At 72.6% G+C, this 22,988-nt stretch carries 20 protein-coding genes; 13 read left to right on the forward strand and 7 right to left on the reverse strand.

Annotated features, from left to right (window positions below):
* The first annotated feature begins 128 nt into the window (after positions 1-128).
* Positions 129-1,697 carry an AMP-binding protein gene (locus tag DQ238_RS15385; RefSeq protein ID WP_113782150.1) on the forward strand — a complete coding sequence of 523 codons (1,569 nt, stop codon included), beginning with the start codon at positions 129-131 and terminating at the stop codon, positions 1,695-1,697.
* A gap of 47 nt (positions 1,698-1,744) precedes the next feature.
* On the opposite strand, the gene DQ238_RS15390 is transcribed toward DQ238_RS15385, so the two are convergent.
* Positions 1,745-3,259 carry an NAD(P)/FAD-dependent oxidoreductase gene (locus tag DQ238_RS15390; RefSeq protein ID WP_113782169.1) on the reverse strand — a complete coding sequence of 505 codons (1,515 nt, stop codon included), beginning with the start codon at positions 3,257-3,259 and terminating at the stop codon, positions 1,745-1,747.
* 302 nt (positions 3,260-3,561) lie between these two features.
* Between DQ238_RS15390 and DQ238_RS15395 the strand changes: the two genes are divergently transcribed.
* Complete coding sequence (locus DQ238_RS15395; protein ID WP_113782151.1) at positions 3,562-4,944, forward strand: carotenoid oxygenase family protein; 1,383 nt, start codon at positions 3,562-3,564, stop codon at positions 4,942-4,944.
* 236 nt (positions 4,945-5,180) lie between these two features.
* Complete coding sequence (locus DQ238_RS23825) at positions 5,181-5,381, forward strand: hypothetical protein (protein ID WP_233495998.1); 201 nt, start codon at positions 5,181-5,183, stop codon at positions 5,379-5,381.
* A 122-nt stretch (positions 5,382-5,503) separates the two neighbouring features.
* Here DQ238_RS23825 and DQ238_RS15410 read toward each other — a convergent pair whose 3' ends face one another.
* Positions 5,504-7,168 (reverse strand): CocE/NonD family hydrolase, encoded by a 1,665-nt coding sequence (locus DQ238_RS15410; protein ID WP_147263093.1) that lies wholly within the window; start codon positions 7,166-7,168, stop codon positions 5,504-5,506.
* A gap of 112 nt (positions 7,169-7,280) precedes the next feature.
* On the opposite strand from DQ238_RS15410, the gene DQ238_RS15415 reads away from it, so the two are divergent.
* Positions 7,281-7,994 carry a TetR/AcrR family transcriptional regulator gene (locus tag DQ238_RS15415; protein ID WP_113782153.1) on the forward strand — a complete coding sequence of 238 codons (714 nt, stop codon included), beginning with the start codon at positions 7,281-7,283 and terminating at the stop codon, positions 7,992-7,994.
* A 125-nt stretch (positions 7,995-8,119) separates the two neighbouring features.
* Positions 8,120-9,118 carry an FUSC family protein gene (locus tag DQ238_RS15420; RefSeq protein WP_113782154.1) on the forward strand — a complete coding sequence of 333 codons (999 nt, stop codon included), beginning with the start codon at positions 8,120-8,122 and terminating at the stop codon, positions 9,116-9,118.
* 105 nt (positions 9,119-9,223) lie between these two features.
* On the opposite strand, the gene DQ238_RS15425 is transcribed toward DQ238_RS15420, so the two are convergent.
* The gene (locus DQ238_RS15425) at positions 9,224-9,979 is read right to left on the reverse strand and encodes an SDR family NAD(P)-dependent oxidoreductase (RefSeq protein WP_113782170.1); all 756 of its coding nucleotides are present in this window, start codon (positions 9,977-9,979) and stop codon (positions 9,224-9,226) included.
* A 57-nt stretch (positions 9,980-10,036) separates the two neighbouring features.
* Complete coding sequence (locus tag DQ238_RS15430; RefSeq protein WP_158550807.1) at positions 10,037-11,227, reverse strand: LLM class flavin-dependent oxidoreductase; 1,191 nt, start codon at positions 11,225-11,227, stop codon at positions 10,037-10,039.
* A gap of 104 nt (positions 11,228-11,331) precedes the next feature.
* On the opposite strand from DQ238_RS15430, the gene DQ238_RS15435 reads away from it, so the two are divergent.
* Together DQ238_RS15435 and DQ238_RS15440 are read left to right on the forward strand one after the other, a co-directional pair.
* Positions 11,332-11,538: a DUF2191 domain-containing protein gene (locus DQ238_RS15435; protein WP_113782156.1), complete on the forward strand. Its 207-nt coding sequence runs from the start codon at positions 11,332-11,334 to the stop codon at positions 11,536-11,538.
* Positions 11,535-11,951, forward strand: a complete 417-nt coding sequence (locus DQ238_RS15440) for a PIN domain-containing protein (protein ID WP_113782171.1) — start codon at positions 11,535-11,537, stop codon at positions 11,949-11,951. Before DQ238_RS15435 ends, DQ238_RS15440 begins: the two co-directional genes overlap by 4 nt.
* A 138-nt stretch (positions 11,952-12,089) precedes the next feature.
* Here DQ238_RS15440 and DQ238_RS15445 read toward each other — a convergent pair whose 3' ends face one another.
* The gene (locus DQ238_RS15445) at positions 12,090-12,887 is read right to left on the reverse strand and encodes a LuxR C-terminal-related transcriptional regulator (protein WP_233495999.1); all 798 of its coding nucleotides are present in this window, start codon (positions 12,885-12,887) and stop codon (positions 12,090-12,092) included.
* Between the two features lie 1,461 nt (positions 12,888-14,348).
* On the opposite strand from DQ238_RS15445, the gene DQ238_RS15450 reads away from it, so the two are divergent.
* Positions 14,349-15,500: a cytochrome P450 gene (locus tag DQ238_RS15450; protein ID WP_113782157.1), complete on the forward strand. Its 1,152-nt coding sequence runs from the start codon at positions 14,349-14,351 to the stop codon at positions 15,498-15,500.
* Positions 15,501-15,570: 70 nt separating this feature from the next.
* On the opposite strand, the gene DQ238_RS22580 is transcribed toward DQ238_RS15450, so the two are convergent.
* Positions 15,571-16,296 carry a hypothetical protein gene (locus tag DQ238_RS22580; RefSeq protein ID WP_147263094.1) on the reverse strand — a complete coding sequence of 242 codons (726 nt, stop codon included), beginning with the start codon at positions 16,294-16,296 and terminating at the stop codon, positions 15,571-15,573.
* A gap of 127 nt (positions 16,297-16,423) precedes the next feature.
* On the reverse strand, positions 16,424-16,780 hold the full coding sequence (locus DQ238_RS15455; RefSeq protein ID WP_147263095.1) for a hypothetical protein: 357 nt from the start codon (positions 16,778-16,780) through the stop codon (positions 16,424-16,426).
* Positions 16,781-17,047: 267 nt separating this feature from the next.
* Here DQ238_RS15455 and DQ238_RS15460 point away from each other — a divergent pair, with 267 nt between their 5' ends.
* The 5 genes from DQ238_RS15460 (at position 17,048) to DQ238_RS15485 (ending at position 22,534) form a co-directional block, all read left to right on the forward strand.
* Positions 17,048-17,320 (forward strand): hypothetical protein, encoded by a 273-nt coding sequence (locus DQ238_RS15460; RefSeq protein ID WP_113782159.1) that lies wholly within the window; start codon positions 17,048-17,050, stop codon positions 17,318-17,320.
* A 271-nt stretch (positions 17,321-17,591) separates the two neighbouring features.
* Entirely contained in the window at positions 17,592-19,157 is a 1,566-nt protein-coding gene (locus DQ238_RS15465; protein ID WP_113782160.1) for an acyl--CoA ligase family protein, read from the forward strand.
* Between the two features lie 404 nt (positions 19,158-19,561).
* A complete protein-coding gene (locus DQ238_RS15475; RefSeq protein WP_199506369.1) occupies positions 19,562-20,509 on the forward strand; it encodes a 3-hydroxyacyl-CoA dehydrogenase NAD-binding domain-containing protein in 948 nt (315 codons plus the stop codon).
* Complete coding sequence (locus DQ238_RS15480; RefSeq protein ID WP_113782162.1) at positions 20,506-21,243, forward strand: acetoacetate decarboxylase; 738 nt, start codon at positions 20,506-20,508, stop codon at positions 21,241-21,243. The genes DQ238_RS15475 and DQ238_RS15480 overlap by 4 nt, the downstream gene beginning before the upstream one ends.
* Positions 21,244-21,304: 61 nt before the next feature.
* Positions 21,305-22,534 (forward strand): CaiB/BaiF CoA-transferase family protein, encoded by a 1,230-nt coding sequence (locus tag DQ238_RS15485; protein WP_113782163.1) that lies wholly within the window; start codon positions 21,305-21,307, stop codon positions 22,532-22,534.
* The last annotated feature ends 454 nt before the right edge of the window (positions 22,535-22,988 follow it).

A 22,988-nucleotide genomic window follows, 5' to 3' on the forward strand; every position in this document is an offset into this window, starting at 1 on the left:
CAGCACCCGCTGATGCGGCACCCGCAGGCCCAGCACCCGGGGCGGGTGCACCATGGCACGGGCGGCCACGGGGACCGTGCCCACCCCCGGCGCCGGACGCCGGCCGCCCGAGCAGGACGGAGGACGCCATGCCGGCCGAGGCTCCCGAGCGGCCCGCGACCGCTGGGCGGCTGTTCCCGGACACGTACGCCGCGGCCGATCCCGGGCGTCCGGCCTACGTCATGGCGGGCACGGGCCGCACGGTGACCTACGCCGAGCTGGTCGCGGCGTCCCGGGGCATCGCGGCGCTGCTGTGGTCGCGCGGCCTGCGCCACGGCGACTGCGCGGCCATCCTGCTGGGCAACGACGAGCACTTCCTGCAGGTGGCCTGGGCCTGCCAGCGGATCGGCCTGCGGTACGTGGCGATCTCGACCCGGATGACGCCCCCGGAGGTGGCCTACGTCCTCGCCGACTCGGGGGCGCGGGCGCTGGTCACCGGCCCGGCGCTGCTCGACGTCGCCGCGGCCGCCGCCTCGGCGTCGGGCGTCGGGACGCGGTTGACCACCGGTGCGGCGCAGGACGGGTTCGAGGCGCTCGACGCGGCCGTGGCCGCGGCGCCGCCGGTCGAGCCGGAGGAGCGCGAGGGGGTCGACCTGCTGTACTCCTCCGGCACCACCGGCCGGCCCAAGGGGGTCGCCACCGAGCTCACCCTGCCGCCGCTGGGGACGCCGCCGGGCTTCGCCGGCCTGTTCTCCCAGCTGTGGGGCATCGGCGGGGACAGCGTCTACCTGTCGCCGGCGCCGCTGTACCACGCCGCTCCGCTGCGGGTCAGCATGACCGTCCACCGGCACGGCGGCGTGGTCGTGGTCATGGAGCGCTTCGACGCCGCGGCGGCGCTGGAGCTCATCGAGCGCCACCGGGTCACCGAGGTGCAGATGGTGCCCACGATGATGATCCGGATGCTCAAGCTGCCGGTCGAGCAGCGCACCGCGCACGACCTGTCCTCGCTGCGGTGCCTGGTCCACGCCGCCGCCCCCATCCCCGTCGAGGCCAAGCGGGAGGTGATCGAGTGGCTGGGGCCGATCGTGCACGAGTACTACTCGGCCACCGAGAACCACCTGTTCACCGAGCTCGACTCGGCGCAGTGGCTCGCCCACCCGGGGTCGGTGGGGCGGCCGGTCGTCGGCACCCCGCACATCCTCGACGACGACGGCAACGAGCTGCCGCCCGGGGAGACCGGCACCATCTGGGCCGAGGGCGGGCGCGACTTCGTCTACCTCAACGACCCGGAGAAGACCGCCCAGGCCCGCAACGACCGGGGCTGGACGACCGTCGGTGACCTCGGCCACCTGGACGAGGACGGCTACCTCTACCTCTCCGACCGGCGCACGGACCTGATCCTCTCCGGCGGGGTCAACGTCTACCCGCAGGAGACCGAGAACGTCCTGCTCGGCCACCCCGCCGTCGCCGACGCGGCGGTCTTCGGCATCCCGCACGAGGAGATGGGCGAGGTCGTGCACGCGGTGGTCCAGCTCCGCGCCGGCGTCGAGGCCGGTCCGGAGCTGGAGGAGGAGCTGCTCGACCACCTCCGCCAGCGGCTCGCCGACGTCAAGTGCCCCCGCCGGATCGACGTCACCGAGCAGCTGCCCCGCACCGAGACCGGCAAGCTGTTCAAGCGGCTGCTGCGGGACCGCTACACCGCCCAGTGCCGGACCTGACCCGGCACGGACGTGCCCCGCGCCGTCCGTCCGTCGCGGGAGCCGGGTCAGCGGTAGACGAGCGACCCGTCGTCGAGGTCGGCCTTGGGCAGGAGCTCCTGCTCCTGCTCGTGCTCGAGCATGTGGGTCCACGGCTCGCGGTCGCCCTGCTTGAACAGGACGTGCTGCGAGCGCAGGACGTACCCGGGGTTGAAGTTCTCCGGATCCGACCACGGCCGCAGCTGCATGCCGGCGTCCTCCGGCCGCAGGGTCGGGACCACCATGGTGGTGCCCTTGGCCTCCATCGTCTCGAACAGCCGGCAGACCAGGTCGCTGACCAGGTCCGCCCGCAGCGTCCAGCTGTGCCGGAAGTAGCCGAACACGTAGGCCATGTTCGGCACGCCGGTGATCATGATGCCGCGCCAGGTGACCCGTTCGGGAAAGTCGACCGGTTCACCGTCGACGGTGAAGGCGACGTCGCCGAAGGCGGAGAGGTTGAAGCCGGTGGCGGTGACCACGACGTCGGCCGCGATCTCCTCGCCGGAGCCGACCCGGATCCCTGTCTCGGTGAACGTCTCGATGGTGTCGGTGACGATCGAGGCCTTCCCCTCGCGCAGCGCCGCGAACAGGTCGCCCTCCGGGACGATGGCGATGCGCTGCTGCCACGGGCGGTACCGGGGGGTGAAGTGCTTCTCGATGTCGAAGCCCTCGGGCAGCAGCGGGCGCATGGACTCGATGAGCAACGCGTGCAGCGCGTCGGGCGCCTCGAACGACATCCGCGCCAGCTCGTTGAACTGCTTGACGTAGGCGCGGCGGAGGATCTCGTGCGTCCACTCCTCCGGGATGTCGAGCTGGCGCAGCGTCACGGCCAGCTCGTGGGTGACCGGCGGGGCGAAGTAGTAGGAGGGGGAGCGCTGCAGCATCGTCACGTGCTCCGCCTCCTTCGCGATGGCGGGGATGAGCGTCGACGCGGTGGAGCCCGAGCCGATGACGACGACGCGCTTGCCGGCGTAGTCGAGGTCCTCCGGCCACGCCTGCGGGTGCACGACCACGCCCTGGAACCGGTCCACGCCCTCCCACCGCGGCCGGTAGGGCTCGGCGTGGTTGTAGTAGCCCTGGCACATCCACAGGAAGTCGGTGGTGAAGCGCAGCTGCTCGCCGGTGTCGACCCGGGTGACCGTCACGTTCCACCGCCGGTCCTCGGTCGACCAGCTCGCCGCGGTGACCCGGTGGCGGTAGCGGATGTGGCGCGCCAGGTCGTTCTCGTCGATGACCTCGTCGAGGTAGGCGAGGATCTCGCTCCCCGCGGCGATCGACGGACCGCGCCAGGGCTTGAACCGGTAGCCGTAGGTGAACAGGTCGCTGTCGGAGCGCACGCCCGGGTACCGGTGGGTCCACCAGGTGCCGCCGCGGTCGTCCTGCGCGTCCAGGACGACGAAGGACCGCTCGGGGAAGCGTTCACGCAGGTGGTAGGCGGCGTCGATCCCGGAGACGCCGGCGCCGACCACGAGGACGTCGACGTGCTCCACGTCGGACCCGCCGGTGCGCGGCTGCGCGACGGTCGCCGGTTCGGTGGTGGTCATGGTGCCGCCTCCGCTGGTGAGGGTGACCCGCGTCACAGACGCTACACGGCGCCGCCGCGCGGGCCGGGATGCCGCGGTCCGGCCGTCCGGCCGGGGTCGACGGCTGCGCGTGCCGCGGCCGCCCCGGGCAGCGCGGCGGGCGAGGGTCCGGCGGGGCCGGGCGCCCGTGGTTGCACGGCTCCGGGAGTGCACCGCCGTCCCGGCCGGTGGGTCTGTCCCTCGGCGGAGGAGAGGGCCAGGATCGGTTCGGACGGCAGGGGACGGCGACGTCCGGGCCGACGATCCGCCGAAGGGCACCCGCGATGACCGAACACCCGACGCTCGACCGCAGCCGGTTCCTCCAGGGGCAGTACGCCCCCGTGACCGAGGAGATCACCGCCTTCGACCTACCGGTGACGGGGAGCCTGCCTCCCGAGCTCGACGGTCGGTACCTGCGCAACGGGCCCAACCCGCTGGGGCTGGAGGACCCCGGTCACTGGTTCCTCGGTGCCGGCATGGTGCACAGGGTCCGGCTGCGGGACGGCAAGGCCGAGTGGTACCGCAACCGCTGGGTCCGCTCGCGGCAGGTGGCCGAGTCCCTCGGGGAGAGGTGGCCGGCCGGTCCGGTGCACGCCGACATGGACTTCGCCGCCAACACCCACGTCATCGCCCACGCCGGGCGCACCCTGGCCACTGTCGAGGCCGGGCCGCTGCCGTACGAGCTCACGCCGGAACTGGAGACCGTGGGTCCGTGCGACTTCGCGGGCACCCTGCCCGGTGGCTACGCCGCGCACACCAAGCTCGACCGACGGACCGGCGACCTGCACGCCGTGGCGTACTTCTGGGGCTGGGACCACGTGCAGCACGTCGTCGTCGGCTCCGACGGCACGGTCAGCAGCACCACCGACGTCCCGGTCACCGACGGGCCGATGATGCACGACTTCGCCCTCACCTCGAGGTACGTGGTCCTGTTCGACCTGCCGGTCACGTTCAGCATGGAGGCCGCGTCCGCCGGTTCGTCCCTGCCCTACACCTGGAACCCGTCGCACCAGGCCCGCGTCGGGCTGCTGCCCCGGACGGGGGCCTCCCGCGAGGTCTGCTGGTTCGAGGTGGACCCGTGCTGGGTCTTCCACACGCTCAACGCCTACGACGACGGGGACCGCGTCGTGGTCGACACGTGCCGGTACGAGGGGACCTACGACATGGCGGTCCTGGCCGAGCAGGGGCCGCTCACCCTCGAGCGCTGGACCATCGACCTGGCCGCCGGGAAGGTGACCCAGCAGCGCCTCGACGACCACCCGCAGGAGTTCCCGCGCGTCGACGAGAGGGTCGTCTCGCTGCCGCACCGCTACGGGTACAGCGCACTGGTCGGGGAGGTCAGCCGGGACACCGTGCGGCCGAACGGGGACTTCGGGGACGACGCGTTCGCCAACGCGCTGCTCAAGCACGACCTGTCCACCGGAGCGGTGGAGGTGCACCGGTTCGAGCGGGACGCCGCCGCCGGCGAGGCCGTGTTCGCGCCGTCCTCGCCCGGGGCAGCCGAGGACGACGGTTACGTCATGGCCTTCGTCCACGACCCGGACCGTGGAGCTGCCGACCTGGTGGTCCTCGCCGCGCAGGACTTCACCGGCGAACCCGTGGCCGCCGTCCACCTCCCGGCGCGGGTCCCCCTCGGCTTCCACGGCAGTTGGATCGCCGATCAGTGACGCCGTGGCAGGCCACCGACGCCGCGGAGGCCTCGTCTGGTGCGGGCTCGGGTCGGTGTCCGGCGACGCCGGTGTCGTCGGCAGCCGGGTGAGAAGGGCGGGTCCTGGATGGCGATCAGCGGGGTCGACCTGCGGCGGCGGTGGTCCGAGGGCCAGGCGTGCCACGGCCTGTGGAGCATGCTGCCCGGTGCGGTGACCGGCGAGGTGCTGGCGCGGACCGGCGCGGAGCTGCGCGGATGCTGTCCTCGATCATCGCCCGGGCCGGCGCTGCCGGTGTACCCGTCGGCGTGCACGCCTACAGCGGCGAGGAGGCCGCCGGCTACGCCGCCGAGGGCGCGACGATCGTCACCGTCGCCGTCGACGCCGTCTGCCTGGGCGAGGTCATGGCGCACCACCTCGGCGTCGCCCGCGGCCGGTCGGGACCGGCCCGGGTGTGACCGGCCGGCAGCTCCCGGCGCGAGGTCGTACCGGACGTGCACGAGCGCGAGGCGCGCATGGCCGACCTCGGGGACGGGTTCGTCGCGCTTCCCGGAGGCGCCGGCACGCTCGAGGAGCCGGTCTACCACCTGCTGGTCGTGGCTCCGTCGAGGATCGGTAGAAGGAGGCTGCATCCGCCCCCGGCGCCGAGATGGAGTGTGCAGGTGGCTCTGTCGACGGCTGCGTGGCTGGCCGGGAACTGGCCGTGCACTGGCTCGTGGTCGAAGAACCAGCGCGCCTGCACGTCGAGTCGCAGTTCGTCGCCGGCCCTGAAGAGCGTCGCCGAGGGGAACAGCTCGACCTGCAGGTGCACCGTCTCGCCGGGCGCGACGGGCTGGCGTTCGGTGTGTGAGTGGTAGGGCCGATGGGGCAGCGACCGCTCGGGATCCTGCGCCCGGTGCGAGACGAGCAGCATGCCGTGGGTGACCATGTCGCCCTGGAAGCCGTACGACCCTTCGAAGGTGACCTCCTTGCCGTCCCGGAACTTGCGGACGCCGACGAACACGGACAGGTCGTCGTCGCCCTCGAGGGACAGGCTCAGGGTGGCCACCATCGGGCCCACGACGTTGGTGTCAGTGGCGAACCGGTGGGTGAAGCTGGCGCGGCCGTGCCGACCGGGAAAGGTCACCGTCTCATCGGGGGGTGCTTCGGGCGTACCGGACGCAGCCTGCTCCAGTGCACCGTGCTGCGCGTCGTGGCCGGCGCGGCAGCGCAGGGTCTGCCAGTCTGTTTCGGCGGGGGGCCAGCTGGTGAGGTGACGGACCTCGGTGATGGTCGTTCGGTCCTCGCGGATCTCCAGCCGGACCGGCGGTTGGGCTGTGATGCCGGTGTCCTCGCCGCCGAGGAAGTGGTCGAAGAACCGTGCCTGGGCTTCCAGCCCCTCCGCGGAGTAGTAGACGCCCCACTTGGGCCCGCGGTGGGTGTAGAGCCACTTGTCGGCGGACGCGATCCGTCGGAAGCCCTCGAACGACCCCCGGGTGTGCAGGTCGTGGTCGGAGAAGCTGCCGCAGACCAGCGCGGGGACGTCGATGGCCTCCAGATCGCGGTCTCTGGCCCGGTACCAGTCGTCGACGAGGGTCCGTTGCCGGGCTTCGTCGTAGAGGGCGACAGCGCCGTGGCTGCGCCGCTCGTTGACCTTGCCGTACACGGCGAAGAACCCCGTGTTGAGGGTCCCGCCGGGTCGGGCGAAGTCCCGGTAGAAGTCTGTCCACCCTTCCCATGGGCAGATCGCCGCGAGGTGTGGGGGCCGGGCGGCAGCCCCGGCCCACTGGCTGACCGCCAGGTAGGAGACGCCGCTCATGCCCACCCGTCCGGTGCTCCACGGCTGTTCGGCCGCCCACTCGACCAGGTCGTGGATGTCGAGGCCCTCCTGTTCAGACAGCATGCTGGGCTCGCCTTCCGATGTGCCCCAACCGCGCAAGTCGGCGTTGACGATGACGTAACCCCGGGGCACCCAGTGGGCCGGGTCAGGTGCCTCCCAACCGGTCCACGCCGAGTGGGTGAGCGGTGCGCTGCGCATGAGGTGGTACTGCCAGGGCACGCGATAGCCGTGTCGGGTCTCGTGGTGAACCGGCAGGCCGTCCTTGCCGTAGGGGTGGGCGGACAGGATGACCGGGTGGCGCTCGTCGTCCTGCGGCCGGAAGACGTTGGCCCGCAACGAGATCCCGTCGCGCATCGGCACGGCCACCTCCCAGTCCACCGTCACGTCCTCGGGTGGGTCGGTGATGGTGACCCGGGGATGGAACATCCGGCCCAGGGTCAGCAGCCCCCGGGACCAGGCGCTGTCCTCATCGGTGTCGAGCTCTAGAGTATGATCATCAGTATGGATCACAGTGGGACTCTATTGCTGAGGTGAGAGCATGACCAGAGCGGCAGCCGCGAAGTCTGCGCCGCCCACCGTGACCCGCCAGAAGCTGGCCGGTGAGGCGATGCGGCAGCGGTCGCGGGAGCGGCTCGTGACCGCGGCGGGGGAGGTGTTCGCCGAGGAGGGGTATGCGGGCGCCACGGTGAGCACGATCGCGGCGCGGGCGGGGGTCTCGTTGCAGACGCTGTACACCGCGTGGGGGAGCAAGCGCCGGCTGCTGCGCGCCTTGGTGGAGTACACGATGACCGGCTCGCCGACGGCGATCACCGAGGGGAAGTGGGTGCCGCAGCAGCAGGACCTGCTGGACGAGGAGTCGCGGTCGAACCCACTGGCCCGGATGCGGCGGGTAGCCCAGGTCTTCCGGAGGATCGCCGAGCGGATGAACACCCCGTGGCAGCTGCTGCGGGACGGGTCCGCCGTCGACCCCGGGGTGGCCGAGGACTACGCCGAACTGGAGCGGTTGCGTCGGTACAGCATGGCCGGACTGCTGGACGGCATCGACGAGGCCGACCTGCGGCCCGGGCTGACCCTGGACGGCGCCATCGACACGATGCTCGTCATCGCCAGCCCGGCCGCACACCAGACCCTGGTCCACCGCCACGGGTACTCCATGGACCGGTTCGAGGCCTGGGTGGCCGACACGTTGACCGCCGCCCTGCTGGCCCTCCCGGCGCCTGGGACCGCGTCGTGCCGGGACCCGACGCCCTGAAGGCTCGGTCCGTGCGGTCGGGACCGTGCGGTGATCGCGAACGTGCGGTCTGCTTGAGATCCTCCGGCCCGGACGACGTCCGGTGGCGACGTCGAGGGAGGGGACGCGAAGTGGGTGCTGCGCCGATGAGTGAGGCTCAGCACCCGCCCGCGGGGCGGCTCGTCGTCGCCGCCGTGCTCGTGCTGGCGCCGATCGTTGCTGTCGCGTGCTCACCGTGGAGCGCCTTCACCGCGATCGTGCTGTTCGGCTACCTCGCCGCGCTGAACGCCGCTCTCGTCGATGAGCGGGCGGTCGCGCTCACCGTGGTCGTCACGACGGTCGTCGCCTTCGTCGCCGTGCTCCTCACCGGCACCGGCCCGGCGCTGCCCCTCCTCGGTACTGGCTTGATCGCCCTGCTCGCCTTCGCGACCGCCGCCGTGACGCCACATGGATTGATGTCCGTCGGAGCGGTGCAGATCGTCTTGGCCGCCCACCTGCTCATCGATCCACGCGGCCTCGACGCGGGGCTCGGGCCGTCGCCCACCGTCTGGACGACGTCGTCGGTCCTCGCCGGCGTCGTGTTCGCAGTAGCCGGTTGGGTACTGCTCGTCAGGCTCGCGGTCCTCCCCGGGAAGCACGCACCCTTGCGCGTCGAGCCGAGCATCCCGTACGGGACGCTGCTGGCGGTCGTGTGCGGGCTGTTCGCCTTGATCTGCCTCCTCTGGTTCCGCGGCACGAACATGTGGTGGACCGTGTTGACCGTCGCGCTCGTCCTCCAGCCCGCCGCACAGGACACCCGGGCACGGGCGGCCAACCGCATCGTCGGGACGTTCGTGGGTGCGACGGTGGCTGGCATCGCCGTCGCCCTGATCGCCTCCGAGACCGTCGTCCTGGTCCTGGCTGTCGTCGCCGCCGTCGCATGCGTGGTGCTGACCCTCGCCGGTTCGGCGTACTGGCTGTACTCGACGGCGGTGACGGTGTCGGTCATGTTGCTCACGTTCACCCCGTCGGGCCTGCTGGTCGGCGACGTCCAGCGGATCGTGTGCACCGTGGTCGCGGCGGCGGCCTCGGTCGTCGCCGTGCTCCTCGTGGAGTGGTTCGGCCCCGAGCGCACCGTGCAGCGCCGACGAGTCGTCGGACGCTGAACCGCCCCCGGGGAGCCTGTTGGACAGAGCTCTACCACGCCGGCGGGCACACCGTGCGTCGGTCTGCCTCTCCGGGGGTGGGTGCTGCGCGGATCCGGTACGGCATCAGCTGAACGCCACGCCGCCGTCCACGATGAGCGTCTGACCGGTGATGAACCCGCTCCCGCGGGAGCACAGGAAGGAGACCGCCGGGGCGAGGTCGCCGGGCTCCATCCGTCGTGGCACCGCCCGCCGTCCTGCCGAGGTCGCGAGGTACTCGTCGTCGTTCAGCGCCCGGGTGGCCTCGGTCTCGACCAGGCCGGGGGCGATCGCGTTGACCGTGATGCCGTCCCGGCCGACCTCCCGGGCCACGCTGCGGGTGAGCGCGATGACCGCGCCCTTGGAGGCCGTGTAGTGCGCGAAGAAGGGCACCCCCATGTGCACCGTGGACGAGGCGATGTTGACCACGCGGCCGTGTCCCTGCTGCTTCATCGTCGGGTGAACCGCGCGCATCCCGAGCCAGACGCCGCGGGTGTTGACCGCCATGACCCTGTCCCACTCCTCGACCGTGATGTCCGTGAACGGCCGCTTGTCCCCCAGCCCCTGGTAGACGGCCGCGTTGTTGACCAGGGCGTCGATGCGGCCGTGGCGGTCCAGCGTCGTGTCCACCAGGTGGCGCCAGGACGCCTCGTCGCTCACGTCGGCCGGGACGTGGGTGACGCCCGAGCCGTCGACGTCCCAGGCCGGCTCGACGACGTCGGCCGTGACGACGGCCGCGCCCTCGGCCGCGAGGTGCCGGCCGAGGGTCGCGCCGATGCCCCGAGCGCCGCCGGTCACCAGCACGACCGTGCCCGGCTCCACGCTCCCGGGCGCGGTCGGCATCGGGTTCACGGGGGCTCCCGTCGTGGCTGTCGGGATGGACGGCGACCGGGCGGTCGGTCAGACCGGGAGGGCCGATCCGGGCACGGACGGCGCCGGCGAGACCCGCCCGGAGGTCGCGGAGCGGACGGCGGGCACCACCTCGTCGCGGAACAACCGCACGGAGGAGAGGACCGGCTCCACGTCGAGCGAGCCCCACGCGAAGGCTCCGGCGAGGTAGTTGACCTCACCGACCGTCACCGCCTCGACGACCTGCGCGGCCACCGTGTCGGGGGACCCCACGAACACCTTGCGCTCGGCGACCAGCTGGTCGAAGTCCACCGGACCGGTGAACCGGTCGCTGCGGTGCAGGCGCCAGAGGTGGGTGAAGCTCTCGTAGTGGGCCTCGAACGCGGGGCGGGCGATCGCGTCGGCCTCCTCGTCGGTCGGCGCGACGAACAGGTGGCGGAGCATCCCGAAGCGGGGCGTGCGACCCGGCAGGCCGTAGCGGACCCCGCCACGGGCCGCCGACTCCCGGAAGTGGGAGAAGAACACGCGGCTCTGCTCGCGCACCACCTCCAGCGGCGGGGAGGCGAAGCCGAACCCGAAGAGCACGTTGTAGCCCTCGTCGCCCAGCCGCGGAACGGAGGCGGCGTTGGACGTCGGGTACCACAGCGGCGGGTGCGGGCGCTGGTACACCGGCACGTGCAGCCCGATCTCCTCGTCCGGCCGCCGGCCGGCGCCCGGACGCCGGAAGCGCCCCGTCTCCATCGCCTCGACGACCGCGGGGAACAGCTGCTCGAAGCGCTCGGCGGTCTCGGCCGGGGTCAGCCCGTACATCGCCGCCTCGATGGGGGAGGAGCCCTTGCCCACACCGACGTCCAACCGCCCGTGGCTGAGCTGGTCGAGCATGCCGATCTCCTGCACCAGTCGCAGGGGGTCGTAGAGCGGGACGATGAAGGTGGTGGGCGCGAGCCTGATCCGCTCGGTCTCCCGGGCGGCTGCGGCGATGAACACCGAGGGGGACGGGGCCAGACCCAGCGGCGTGCCGTGGTGCTCGGCGATGTGGTACCTCGTGAACCCGTCCCGGTCGGCCTCGACGAGCACGCGCAGACGGGTGTCGTAGATCTCGGCCGGAGTCATCCGAGGGTGCCCGTCGATCCAGTCGAAGATCCCGAACTCCAGCTCCTGGTGGGTGTCTCGAGCAGCCGGCTGTGCCGACATCGTCGTCGCCTCCCGGGTCCGATCGATCCGGCCGGTCCGATGCTGCACCCGGTGTCGAGCGTGCGCTCGCGGCGATCCGCGGAGGCGCGCCGCCGTCCAGGTGCACATACTGTAGCCAATTCAAGTATATACGTGCTGGAAGGACTCCTTCGGTGACGAAGCGCTTGATCGACCTCGACGACGAGCTGCTGGCTCGAGCCCAACGGGAGCTGAACACCACCGGGGTGTCGGACACGGTCCGCGCCGCCCTGCGGCAGGCGGCGAGCGCAGCCGCACGCGCCCGGCAGGTGACCTGGCTGCGCGAGGGCGGCCTCGAGACGATGGCGGATCCCACCCAGCGAGCCGACGTGTGGCGGTGATCGCCCGGTTCCTGATCGACACCAGCGCGGCGGCCCGGATGCGGCTGGCCGGCGTCGCGGACCGGTTGGAGCCGCTCATCACCGGCGGCTTGGTGGCCACCTGCGCCACCCTGGACGCCGAGGCGTTCTACAGCGCCCGGAGCCCGGCGGAGTACGAGCAGGTGCGCGCCGATCGCCGTGAGGCGTACGAGTACCTGCCGACCGACGACGGTCACTGGCAGAGGGCGTTCGACGCGCAGCGCGTGCTGGCTCGCACCGGACGCCATCGAGCGGTGGGCATCGCCGATCTGCTGACCGCGGTGCTGGCCGCCGAGCACGGGATGACGATCCTGCACTACGACGGCGACTTCGAGATCGCTGCCGAGGTACTCGTCTTCGAGCACCGATGGGTCCTGCCCCGAGGAAGCGTGTAGCGGAACACCCGACGGGAGCGCATCAGCCGTGTCCGAGGGGCGACCCGCGGCACACGCACACGGCTGTCGGTTCGACGGACAGGACCCACCGATCGGCCGTGGACGTCGGCACGGTGGGCGTGCCCGACGCGCACCCCGTCACCGGCGCAGCTCGGTCTCCTCGTCGAGCCGGGCCAGCTTGTGCGGGTTGCGGACCGCGTAGATCCGCGTGATCCGGCCGTCCTCGATCACCAGGCTCGCCACCGTGTCCAGCGCGCCGTGGAGGTCGAACCGCCCCGCCGGCGCGCCGTTGACCCACATCGGCATCGCCTCGAAGTGATCGGCCACCGTGGCCAGGCCGCTCAGGAGGACCCCCACCCGGTCGGCACCCACGATCGGACGGCGAGCCGCAGCGACCACGCCACCACCATCCGAGACCACGACGACGTCGGGAGCCAGCACGTCCAGCAGCCCCTGCAGGTCGCCGCCGCGGACCGCGGCCAGGAACCGCTGCACGACGGCCTCCTGCTCGGCCCGGCTCACCTGGACGCGCGGCCGTCGCGCGGCCACGTGCCCGGCCGCGCGGGAGGTGGTGCCCAGCTTCGGGAAGACCCGGTACAGGTGCGCGCCCACCGTCCGGGGGGAGAGGTACAGCCGGCCGGCGATCTGCTTGTTCGACAACCCCGACGCGGCCAGCATCGCGACCCGGTGCTCCTGTGCGGTCAGGGCACCGTCCGGCGCGTCCGGGGTCGACCGGCGGGGAAGCCCGGTCGCGCGCAGCTCGTCGTCGGCCCGGGTCGCCCACAGCCGGGCGCCGAGCACGCGGAAGGTCTCGGAGGCGGCGGTCAGCTGCCGGTAGGCCTGCTCGACGTCGCCCCGTCCCAGGGCGGCCAGCCCGCGGACACGGGAGGCGAAGTCCTCGAACAGGTGCACCCCCCGCGGCACGGACCAGGCCACCAGGTCCGCCGCCAGCGCGCGCGGTCGCGTCGTCCCCCGGGCGGCTGCCAGGAGGGCCGAGCAGTAGACGCCGGGCAGCGAGATGAGCCGGTACCCCAGGTCCTCGCCCCACCGCGTGCCCTCGTCGGCGGTCTGCTGGGCCTCCCTCCCAGCGACCGCCGTCGAACGCCTCGTGGCACAGCATCCCCAGGGCGTTGACCGCGGAGGCGACCGCGCCACCCCGCCGCCCGTCCTCGACCACCCGGCGCAGGGCCGAACGGCAGTCGGCGAGCCGATCGGCGGAGAAGGCGGCGATGCCGACCCGGACGATGCGGGCGGGATCGACCTCGGAGTGGGCCGCCGCGATGAGGTCGTCGAGCCGGTCGAGCACGGGAGAGCTCGCGCGGACGGGGTCGACGAACGCGGTGCTGGACACGGCCAGGACCGGAGGGACGTCGGGCTGCAGCGCGCCGAGGGCGCGGTCGAAGGGGGGCCAGAGCTCGTCGCGGCCGCCGAAGTGGCACACGAGCAGAAGGGTGTGCAGGGCGTCCTCGACCGCCGCGGCGGTGGAGCCGGAGCCGAGCGCGTGCTCGATGGCCCGCACGAGCACGAGGTGCGCGGTCTCGACGTCCCCCTCGCCGTGGAGCAGGTGGGAGGCGGCGGCCACCGCGACCTCGAGGGACCCACCCGTCTCCGGAGCGGCGGCGCGCGCCTCGAGCAGCAGTTGCGGGACCCTGCCCAGCTCCCGGTCGTGTCCGCGCCCACGAACGCGGCCTCGGCCAGCCGGCGAGCCCGGTCCGGGCCGGCAGGGGTGAGCGCAGCCGCCTGGAGCAGGGCGTCGACCGCGGAGACGACGTCCCCCTTCCGGCGGGCGCGCTGCGACGCCGACTCCAGGAGGTCCGCGGCCCGGGCGTCGGGGCCCACCACGGCCTCGGCGAGGTGCCAGGCGCACCGTTCCGGCTCGTCGACCAGCACATCGGCCAGGGCACCGTGCGCGCGCCGACGTTCACCGCTGGCCGAGAGCTCCACGGGGGCCGACCCGATCAGCGGGTGCCGCAGCGTCACGCGTCCGCCGATCAGGTCGACGTGCACCAGCCGGGCCCTCTCGGCGGGCGCCAGGTCATCGAGCCATGTGTCGTCGAGCCATGTGTCGTCGAGCCATGTGTCGTCGACGGCCGTGGCACGCAACGTCCGGAGGTCGCCGGTCCCGTCGAGAGCCGCGAGAGGTGCGGCGTGGCGCCCTCCCGGCGGACCTCCACCAGGGCGCCACGACGTGCCAGGTGTCGTACAGGTCCGTCACCGACGACGGCTTCCGGACCAGCTCGACCGTCTCGTCCGACCGGAACACCTCGAGCCCCGACTGGATCCGTGGTCAGCAGGTGGGCAGGATCGTGCTGTCGTCGAGCACGCGGATGGCCCACCCGCGAACTGCTCCAGGACGGTGGTTGCGGGCAGGGCCTCCAACGCGCCGGAGGTGGACCCATGACGGAAGACCCGCACGGGGACTGGGACCCTCGCTCACCGGAGGTACTGGCCGACCAGATCGGCGCGTACGACGCACTCCGGGCCTCCGCCACGATGGCCCGCAGCGACTACCTGGGCTGGTCGGTGCTGCGTCACGCCGACGTGGTCGCGGTCCTCCACGACCCCGGCCGGTTCTCCAGCGCCGTGTCGACGCACCTGAACGTGCCCAACGGGATGGACCCGCCCGAGCACACTGCATGTCGGCACATCATCGACGGGTACTTCACCCCTGAGCTCGTCGGGGCTTTCGAGCCGACGTGCCGACGGATCGCCGCCGAGCTGGTCGCAGCACTGCCGCGCGGTGGGCAGGCCCGGATGATGTCCGGGTTCGCCGAGCTGTTCGCCGTCCGGGTGCAGTCGGCCTACCTGGGGTGGCCGGAGGAGCTCACCGAGCCGCTGCTGCAGTGGACAGCGCGGAACCGGGAGGCGACCCTGGCCCGTGATCGTGAGGCCATGGCGGCGGTCGCGGTCGAGTTCGACGGGTACATCACGCAGCTGCTCGGGGTCCGCCGGGACACCGACCCGCCGCCGGACGACCTGACCACACGGCTCCTCGGGGAGCGCATCGACGGACGTCCGTTCACCGACCCCGAGTTGGTCTCCATCCTGCGGAACTGGACCGTCGGGGAGTTGGGCACCATCAGCGCCTCGGTGGGGATCGTCGCCCATCACCTCGCCGCCCACCCGGACGTACAGGACCGGGTGCGCACCGACGCGGGGCTCATCGGCCCGGCTGTCGACGAGATCCTGCGCATCCACCCGCCGCTGATCGCCAATCGCCGGATCACCACGCGCCCCGTGGACGTCGGCGGCCAACGGCTGCCAGCCGGTGAACGCCTCACGCTGCTGTGGGCGTCGGCGAACCGGGACGAGAGGGTGTTCGGCGACCCCGACGAGTTCCGCCTGGATCGTGATCCCGGGCTGAACCTGCTGTACGGCGCAGGGATCCACGTCTGTCCCGGTGCGCCGCTGGCGCGGCTGGAACTGCGGGTCCTCATCGAGGAGCTGCTGCACGGGACCAGTTGGCTCGACCTGGACCCCGACGAGGAAGCGGTTCGGGCGATCCACCCCGGCAGTGGCTTCACCCGGCTTCCGATGCGCGTGCGGTGACACCAGACCGGTCCGGCCGTGGCCGGATCGGGAACGGCTGCCGGCCGACCCCTCGGTGCGGGTCGTGCGTTCATGGGACGCTGCCTGGTCCGCGACCGTCGGCTGGCGGGCGCTTCGCCGGCGGATCGACGTCGACGAGGCCAGAGGACTGCCGGCGATGAGCGAGTACCAGTACGACGAATTCGTGGCGATCGACCAGCCGCCGACCCTGGACGAGCAGGCCGAGTTGCGGGCGATCTCGACCCGAGCCCTGATCACGCCCACCAGCTTCGTCAACACCGACCAGTGGGGTGACCTGGAGGACGATCCGCGCCGGCTGGTCGAGGGCTACTTCGACGCGTTCCTCCACCTCGCCGACCGGGGGACGCGCCGGCTGGCGTTCCGGCTGCCTGTCGAGGTGTTCGGCTCCTCCGCCACGGCGGTGGCGGAGCGGTGTCTCGTGGGCGACCTCTCGACCGCATGGACGACCGGCGGGTACGTCGTCATCGATCTGCTCAGCGAGGAGGATGGAGGCGAACGCTCCGAGGGATGGCCCGACGGCTCCGGCCTGCCGGCCTCGATCGTCCCGGTTCGCGCCGAACTGATGGCCGGGGACCTGCGGCTGCTCTACCCGGGCTGGCTGCTCGCGGTCTGCAACGGTGAGGTCGACGAGGACGCAGTCGAACCGCCCGTCCCGCCGGGACTCGGTCGGTTGAGCGCAGCCCTGGGCGCAGGCCGACTTCCTGCGCATCGACACCGACCTGGTCACCGTCGCCGCGGAGCGCAGCGCTCCCTCGAGCGTCGACGACACGCTCACGGAGCTGCCCGCCTGGCTGGCGCAGCTACCGGCGGAGAGCAAGGACGCGCTGCTGCGGGTCGCCCGAGGCGACGGGCCGAGGATGCGGACGGAGCTCTTGGCCGGTTGTCGTCGGGCTGCCACACCGTCAGGTACCGGCGACGTCGGCGGCCGGACGGCGGAAGAGCTGCCCGCGCAGTCCCGGAGGCGCCGCGAGGATCGGCAGCGTGCGGCTCGGGAGGAGGCCACGCGGCGGGACGCGGAGCGGCGTCGCGCCGCCGAACGCGCTCACGAGAACCACCTGACCGAGCTCGCGGGGCGGCAGGAGCGGGCATGGGAGGAAGTCCTCGAGCTGGTCGAGCGGCGTACGGGTGCTGACTACGACACGGCAGTGATCCTGCTCCGCGATCTGGCGGAGGTCTGCCGCCGGGAGGGGACGACGGCGGTGTTCGCTGACCGGGTCCAGCGGCTGCGGTGTCGGGCCCTGGCACCCCTTGCCGACCACGGCGCCACCGGAGGCCCGGAGGCTCGGTGCCCGGCCAACCATCCCCCGAGACTCCGCGGGGCGGGAAGCCGAGGCCGATGCGGTCGGGACGTGGCGCGCCACTAGGGCAGCCGATGTCCTCGCGCCGTTCGGTGAACGGGACCGGCATCTGTCGCACACTGGGCGCACAATCGAACACGTGTTCGTACGTCTGTGGCTGACCGCACCGCCGAAGAGTGAGCATCTGAGGCTGGTCGTCCGGTCGGCCCGATGCCCAGGAGGCTTGCGATGACCACCGTCTCGACGTCCAACCTGCCCGCCGGGGAGCCGGTCCTGACCACCAACGTCGTCGGTACGGACTTCGGCCTCCCCCTGGTCCGGCCGACCAGGACCAGGCAGGGGGGCCAGGTTCGAGTCGTGCGCTCGCGCTGCAAGGCACACGGGGGAGTCGTCGTGTGGTTCACCGACGGCACGAAGACACCGCCGCTCCACGGGCGCACGGCCTGGATCGTCGCCGAGCCCGAGCCGGTCTCGCACCCGCCCGCGCGCGTGGTGGCGTGACTCGAGACGCCCGTCACGGCCCGCCCCTGGTCGAGTCGACGCTCGCGCGGCCAGGAGGCCCGGGCGCAGGGTTGAGAACCCGTGGACACGAAGGCCCTCGGTTCGCGGACCGCGGGCCCTACGTCGGACGGTGTCCGAGGGACGACACGCCACATGCGCGCACTGCTACGACGACCTGCGCGGAGCTCCAGCCTCGGTGGTGGTGACGGGCGCGACATCCGGGGTACACACGGCCCTGAGCAACGACTCCGGGGCACCGCGGAGGTGTGCCATGGCCCCCTTCACGTTCAGCCAGCTCACCCCGACGGCCTTCCTGGAGCGCTCGGCCCGGGTGTTCCCCGACCGCACGGCTGTCATCGACGGCGAGCGCCGGTTCTCCTACCGGGAGTTCGCCGACCGATCGCATCGCCTGGCCGGTGCCCTTGCCGCGAGCGGGGTGTTCCCCGGCGACCGGGTTGCCGCGCTGTGCAGCAACAGCTCGGCGATGCTCGAGCTGCACAACGGGGTGCCGTGGGCCGGGGCGGTACTCGTCCCGCTCAACGTGCGGCTCTCGGCCGAGGAACTGGAGCACATCCTGCGGCACTGCGGGGCCCGTTTCCTGGTCGCCGATGCCCAGCTCGTCGGGACCGCGACCGAGGTCGCCTCCGCGGTCGGCATCCCGCTGGTCGTCGCCGGGGGCGACACCGATGCGTACGAGCAGCTGCTCGCCGACGCCCGACCGCTCGCGCGCCCCTGCGAGGACGAGCGCGGGTTGCTGGCGCTCAACTACACCTCCGGCACGACCGGTCGCCCGAAAGGCGTGATGTACCACCACCGCGGCGCACACCTGCAGTCGTTGGCCATGGCGATGCACACCGGGCTGGGCCCGTCGAGCCGCTACCTGTGGACGTTGCCGATGTTCCACTGCGACGGGTGGTGCTTCCCCTGGGCGGTGTCGGCGGCCGGCGCGACGCACGTGTGCCTGCCTCGCGTCGATCCCTCCCGGATCTGGCACCTGCTGCGCACGGAGGGCATCACCCACTTCAGCGCGGCGCCGACCGTCCTCACGATGATCGCCAATGCGCCAGAGGCTGCGGCGGGCCCACTGGACGTGCGGGTCCACGTCCAGACCGGGGGTGCACCCCCCACGCCGACGCTGCTGGCGCGGATGTCGGAGCTGAACGTGGAGGTCACCCATCTGTACGGACTGACCGAGACCTACGGTCCGCTGGCGATCAACCAGTGGCATCCCGAGTGGGGCGATCTCCCGGCGGAACGGCAGGCCGAGCTCAAGGCTCGGCAGGGCACGGGCAACGTCATCGCAGATCCGCTGCGGGTGGTCACCGACGACGGCGCCGACGTCCCCGCCGACGGGCAGACCATCGGTGAGATCGTCGCCCGCGGGAACGACGTCATGCGCGGCTACTACCTGGACGACGAGGCCACGGCGGCCGCAACGCTCGTCGGGAGCGCCGATGGCGCCGCGTGGTTCCGCACCGGCGACCTCGCCGTCGTCCATCCAGACGGCTACCTCGAGATCCGCGACCGGAGCAAGGACATCATCATCTCCGGCGGAGAGAACATCTCCTCGGTGGAGGTCGAGCGGGCACTCGACGCCCACCCCGCGGTGTTGGAGTCGGCGGTGGTGGGCGCATCCCACGAGAAGTGGGGGGAGATCCCTGTGGCGTGCGTGGCCTTGCGCCCGGGCGCCGAGGTCGACGACGCGGAGCTCGCCGCGTTCGTGCGGTCCCGCCTTGCCGGCTTCAAGGTGCCGAAGCGGTTCCTCTACGGGGAGCTGCCCAAGACCTCCACCGGCAAGGTGCAGAAGAACCTGCTGCGCGACCGCATCACCGGCTGACGGAGACCCTGGTCGGGCGTCGACCGGCCGCGGGCCGACCTGTGCACGGACGTCTCGGACCGTCCGACGGGCAGGGCGACGAGGCACCGGGCTTCGTCGCGTCGGCCCGCGGCGAAGTGGAGGTCGGAGAGCGGGGCGCCGACCACCGGACGGCCGCACAGCGCGTTCGCGCCCGGACCGTCGGCGGTCAGGTGGCGGGTTCGGGGGCGCCGACCGGGCCGGCCAGCCACTCCCGGGCGGCGCGGACGAGCGTGCGCGGGTCGTCGGCAGACAGCCGGACGGCGGTGACCGCCTCCTCGCCGCCCGCGGGCAGCGCCAGGACGGAGGGGCTGCGCAGCGGTCGCTGTCGCCTCGTGGGTGTGGTCGAATGACGCAGGTCACAGACCCGACTTCGAGGGGGCGGGGTGGACCGGACCGAGCACTGTGTCGCGGTGATCGGGGCGGGCACCATCGGGCTGTCGTGGGCGGTGCTGTTCGCCGTGCACCACATGACGGTCCGGGTGCAGGACCCCCGCCCAGGGATCGCCCGGGACGTGGAGGAGGCGGCGCGGCAGTACGCGCGCGTCCAGCCGGACAGGGTGGGCGACCTGCAGGCCCTGCTCGAGCGCATCCACGTGGTCGACGACGTCGAGGCGGCCGTCACCGGCGCGGACGTCGTCCAGGAGAACGCTCCCGAGCGGCTGCCGCTCAAGCAGGAGCTGTTCGCCAGGATCGAGGCGGCGGCGCCCGAGCGGGCGCTGATCGCCTCGTCGACGTCGGCGCTGATGCCCAGCGACCTGGCGCGGGAGATGCGCACCCCCGAGCGCCTCGTGGTGGGGCACCCGTTCAACCCGCCCGAGGTGCTGCCGCTGGTGGAGGTCGTCCCGGGCGAGCGCACCGCGGACTGGGCGGTCGACGCGGCGGTCGCCCTCTACCGCAGCATCGGGAAGAAGCCCGTCGTCCTGCACGAGGAGATCAACGGGTTCGTCGCCAACCGGCTGCAGTCCACGCTGTTCCGTGAGTGCGTGTGGCTGGTCAGCCAGGGCGTGGTCAGCGCCGCCGAGCTCGACGAGATCGTCACCGAGTCGATCGGTATCCGCTGGGCGACGGCAGGGCCGTTCGAGAGCTTCCACCTCGGCGGCGGCCCGGGCGGCATGCGGCACTTCCTCGAACACCTCGGCCCGGGCATGGCCCGCCGGTGGAAGGTGGTCGAGCAGCCGGAGCTCGACGAGCCGACCGTCGAGCTGATCAGCGGCCAGGTGGAACGGCGCTTCCGGGACCGCACCTACGAGCAACTGACCGAGACACGCGACCGGGCACAACTGGCGGTCATCGCGGCCCGGGACGCCGCGCGGCAGGAGACGCCGCGGTGAACGTCGACGAGATCCGCCGGCTGCCGACCACCCCGATCGGCGCGCCGGCCTACCCGTCGGGGCGCTACCGGTTCACCGGTCGGGAGTACCTCAACATCCTCTACCGGACCGATGCCGAGGCGATGCGGGCGGTCGTGCCGGAGCCGCTGTCCGTCGCCGATCCGCTGGTCCGGTTCGAGGTCATGCGGATGCCCGATGTCACGGGGCTGGGCTCGTTCACCGAGTCCGGGCAGGTGCTACAGGTCGAGCACGACGGCGAGCCGGCCGACTACCTGCACGCCATGTACGTCGACAGCCTGGCCTCGATCGCCAGCGGCCGGGAGATCAGCGCCTTCCCCAAGAAGTCCGGCACGCCGCGGCTCTACGTCGACTCCGACACACTCGTCGGCACCCTGGACTACGGCACCCTGCGGGTGGCTACGGCGACCATGGGCTACAAGCACGCGCCGATGAGCGAGGAGGAGGCCCGCGCCGAGATCGGACGGCCCACCTACGCGCTGAAGATGCTGCCCGGTTACGACCGCCGGCCGCGGATCCTCGAGCTGGCCCGCAGCCAGATCACCGACATCACCGTGCACGGCGCCTGGCACGGCCCGGCCCGGCTGCAGCTGTTCGAGCACGCCTTGGCCCCGCTGGCCGACCTGCCGGTGCGCGACATCGTCTCGGCCAGCCACATCCTCACCGATCTCACGCTCGGCCGGGCCCGCTGCGTCTTCGACTACCTCACGGACTGACCGCCGCCCGGCGGTAGCCGCACGGAGCTCGGGCCGGCGCAGGCCGGGGGAGGAGCGGGTCGTGGTCGCACCACTCGAGGGAGTCCAGGTCGTCGAAGTGGCCAACTGGATGGCCGCCCCCGGCGCCGCCGCGATGATGGCCGACATGGGCGCCGACGTCGTCAAGGTCGAACCCCTGCGCGGCGACGCCATGCGCGGCGCCACGCGGCAGCCCCGGGTGCCCGAGGGGCAGGCACCGATCGATGCCGCTTTCCAGCTGGACAACCGCGGCAAGCGCAGCATCGCCGTCGCGATCAACCAGCCCCGGGGTGCCGAGCTGGTGCGCCGGCTGGCCGCCGGCGCCGACGTGTTCATCTGCAACCTGCTGCCGGCCCGGCAGGCGAAGTACGGGCTCGACGCCGGTACCCTCCTGGAGCTCGCCCCGCGGCTGGTGCACGCGACTCTCACCGGCTACGGACCCGGCGGCCCCGACGCCGCCCGTCCCGGCTACGACCTCACCGCCTTCTTCGGCCGGGGTGCCGTCCTGGACGCGATGAGCGAGCCCGACAACCCGGCGCCACCGCGGCTGCGTCCGGCGCAGGGCGACCACACTGCGGCCCTGGCGCTGTTCGGCTCCGTCCTCGCCGCGCTGCGGCTGGTCGAGGCCACCGGTCAGGGCCAGGTCGTGGACGTCAGCCTGCTGGCCGCCGCGGCCTGGACGATGTCCAGCGATCTCTCGGCCACACTGATCGACGGGATCACCCCGACGCCCCAGGGCCGGATCGCCCGGCCGCACGCCCTGCACGGCGGGTTCCGCTGCGCCGACCGCCGCTGGATCCTGCTGTTCATGCCCGAGCCGCACTGGTGGCCCCGGTTCTGCGAGGCCGTCGGCCGCCCGGAGTGGATCGAGGACGAGCGCTTCGCCACCTGGGGCGCCCGGGCGGCGAACATGCCCGAGCTCACGCGGCTGATGGACGAGGTCTTCGCGACCCGGCCACTCCGGGAGTGGTGCGCGCTCTTCGACGAGCGCGGCTTCATCTGGGGCCCGGCATCAACCGTCTCGGAGTTCGCCGCCGACGAGCAGGCCGCCGCCGACGGTCTCTTTCCGGAGATCCAGGCAGCGGACGGACGACGGTTCCGTACCGTGCGGCCGCCGATGCGGGTGCGCGGTGCCGACATCTCGCCGCGCGGTCCCGCGCCGATCGTCGGCCAGCACACCCATGCCGTCCTGGGCCAGCTCGGCGTCACCCGGGAGGAGCTCACGCTGCTGACCCGGGATGGCGTCATCGGGTCGACCGACACCGACTCGTGAACTCGGTCGACCCGGAGGCAGCGCCGGGAGGGGCATGACCGTCGCGGCGGCAGCGACCGCTGCATCCACCTCCCGGGCGCCCCGCGTGCTGAAGGCCGGGTCGGTGTCCGACGACGTCGGTGTCGTCGGGAGCCGCGTGGGCAGGGCGGATCCGGGCTGGCGATCGGCGCAGTCGACCTGCGGTGGCAGTGGTCTACCGGGCAGCCGTGCCACGGCCTGTGGAGCATGTTGCCCGGTGCCGTGACCGGCGAGGTCCAGTCGCGGAGCGCCGCTCGACCGCCTGCCAGGTTGCAGCCGCCGCAGCGGGTGACTCCGCGAAGAGCTGTGCCTGACTTCCGCAGCAAGCTGTCGGCCTGGTGACGGGAACGTGCTGGCAGATGGGATGACACGCCGATCGAGGGCGTGAGGGCTCCGGTTACCAGGCGGGTGAGGGCGGCGCTGTGCTGAAGGCCGG

It is taken from the genome of Geodermatophilus sp. TF02-6 (genome assembly GCF_003319115.1).
In the GTDB taxonomy this organism is placed as follows: domain Bacteria; phylum Actinomycetota; class Actinomycetes; order Mycobacteriales; family Geodermatophilaceae; genus Geodermatophilus.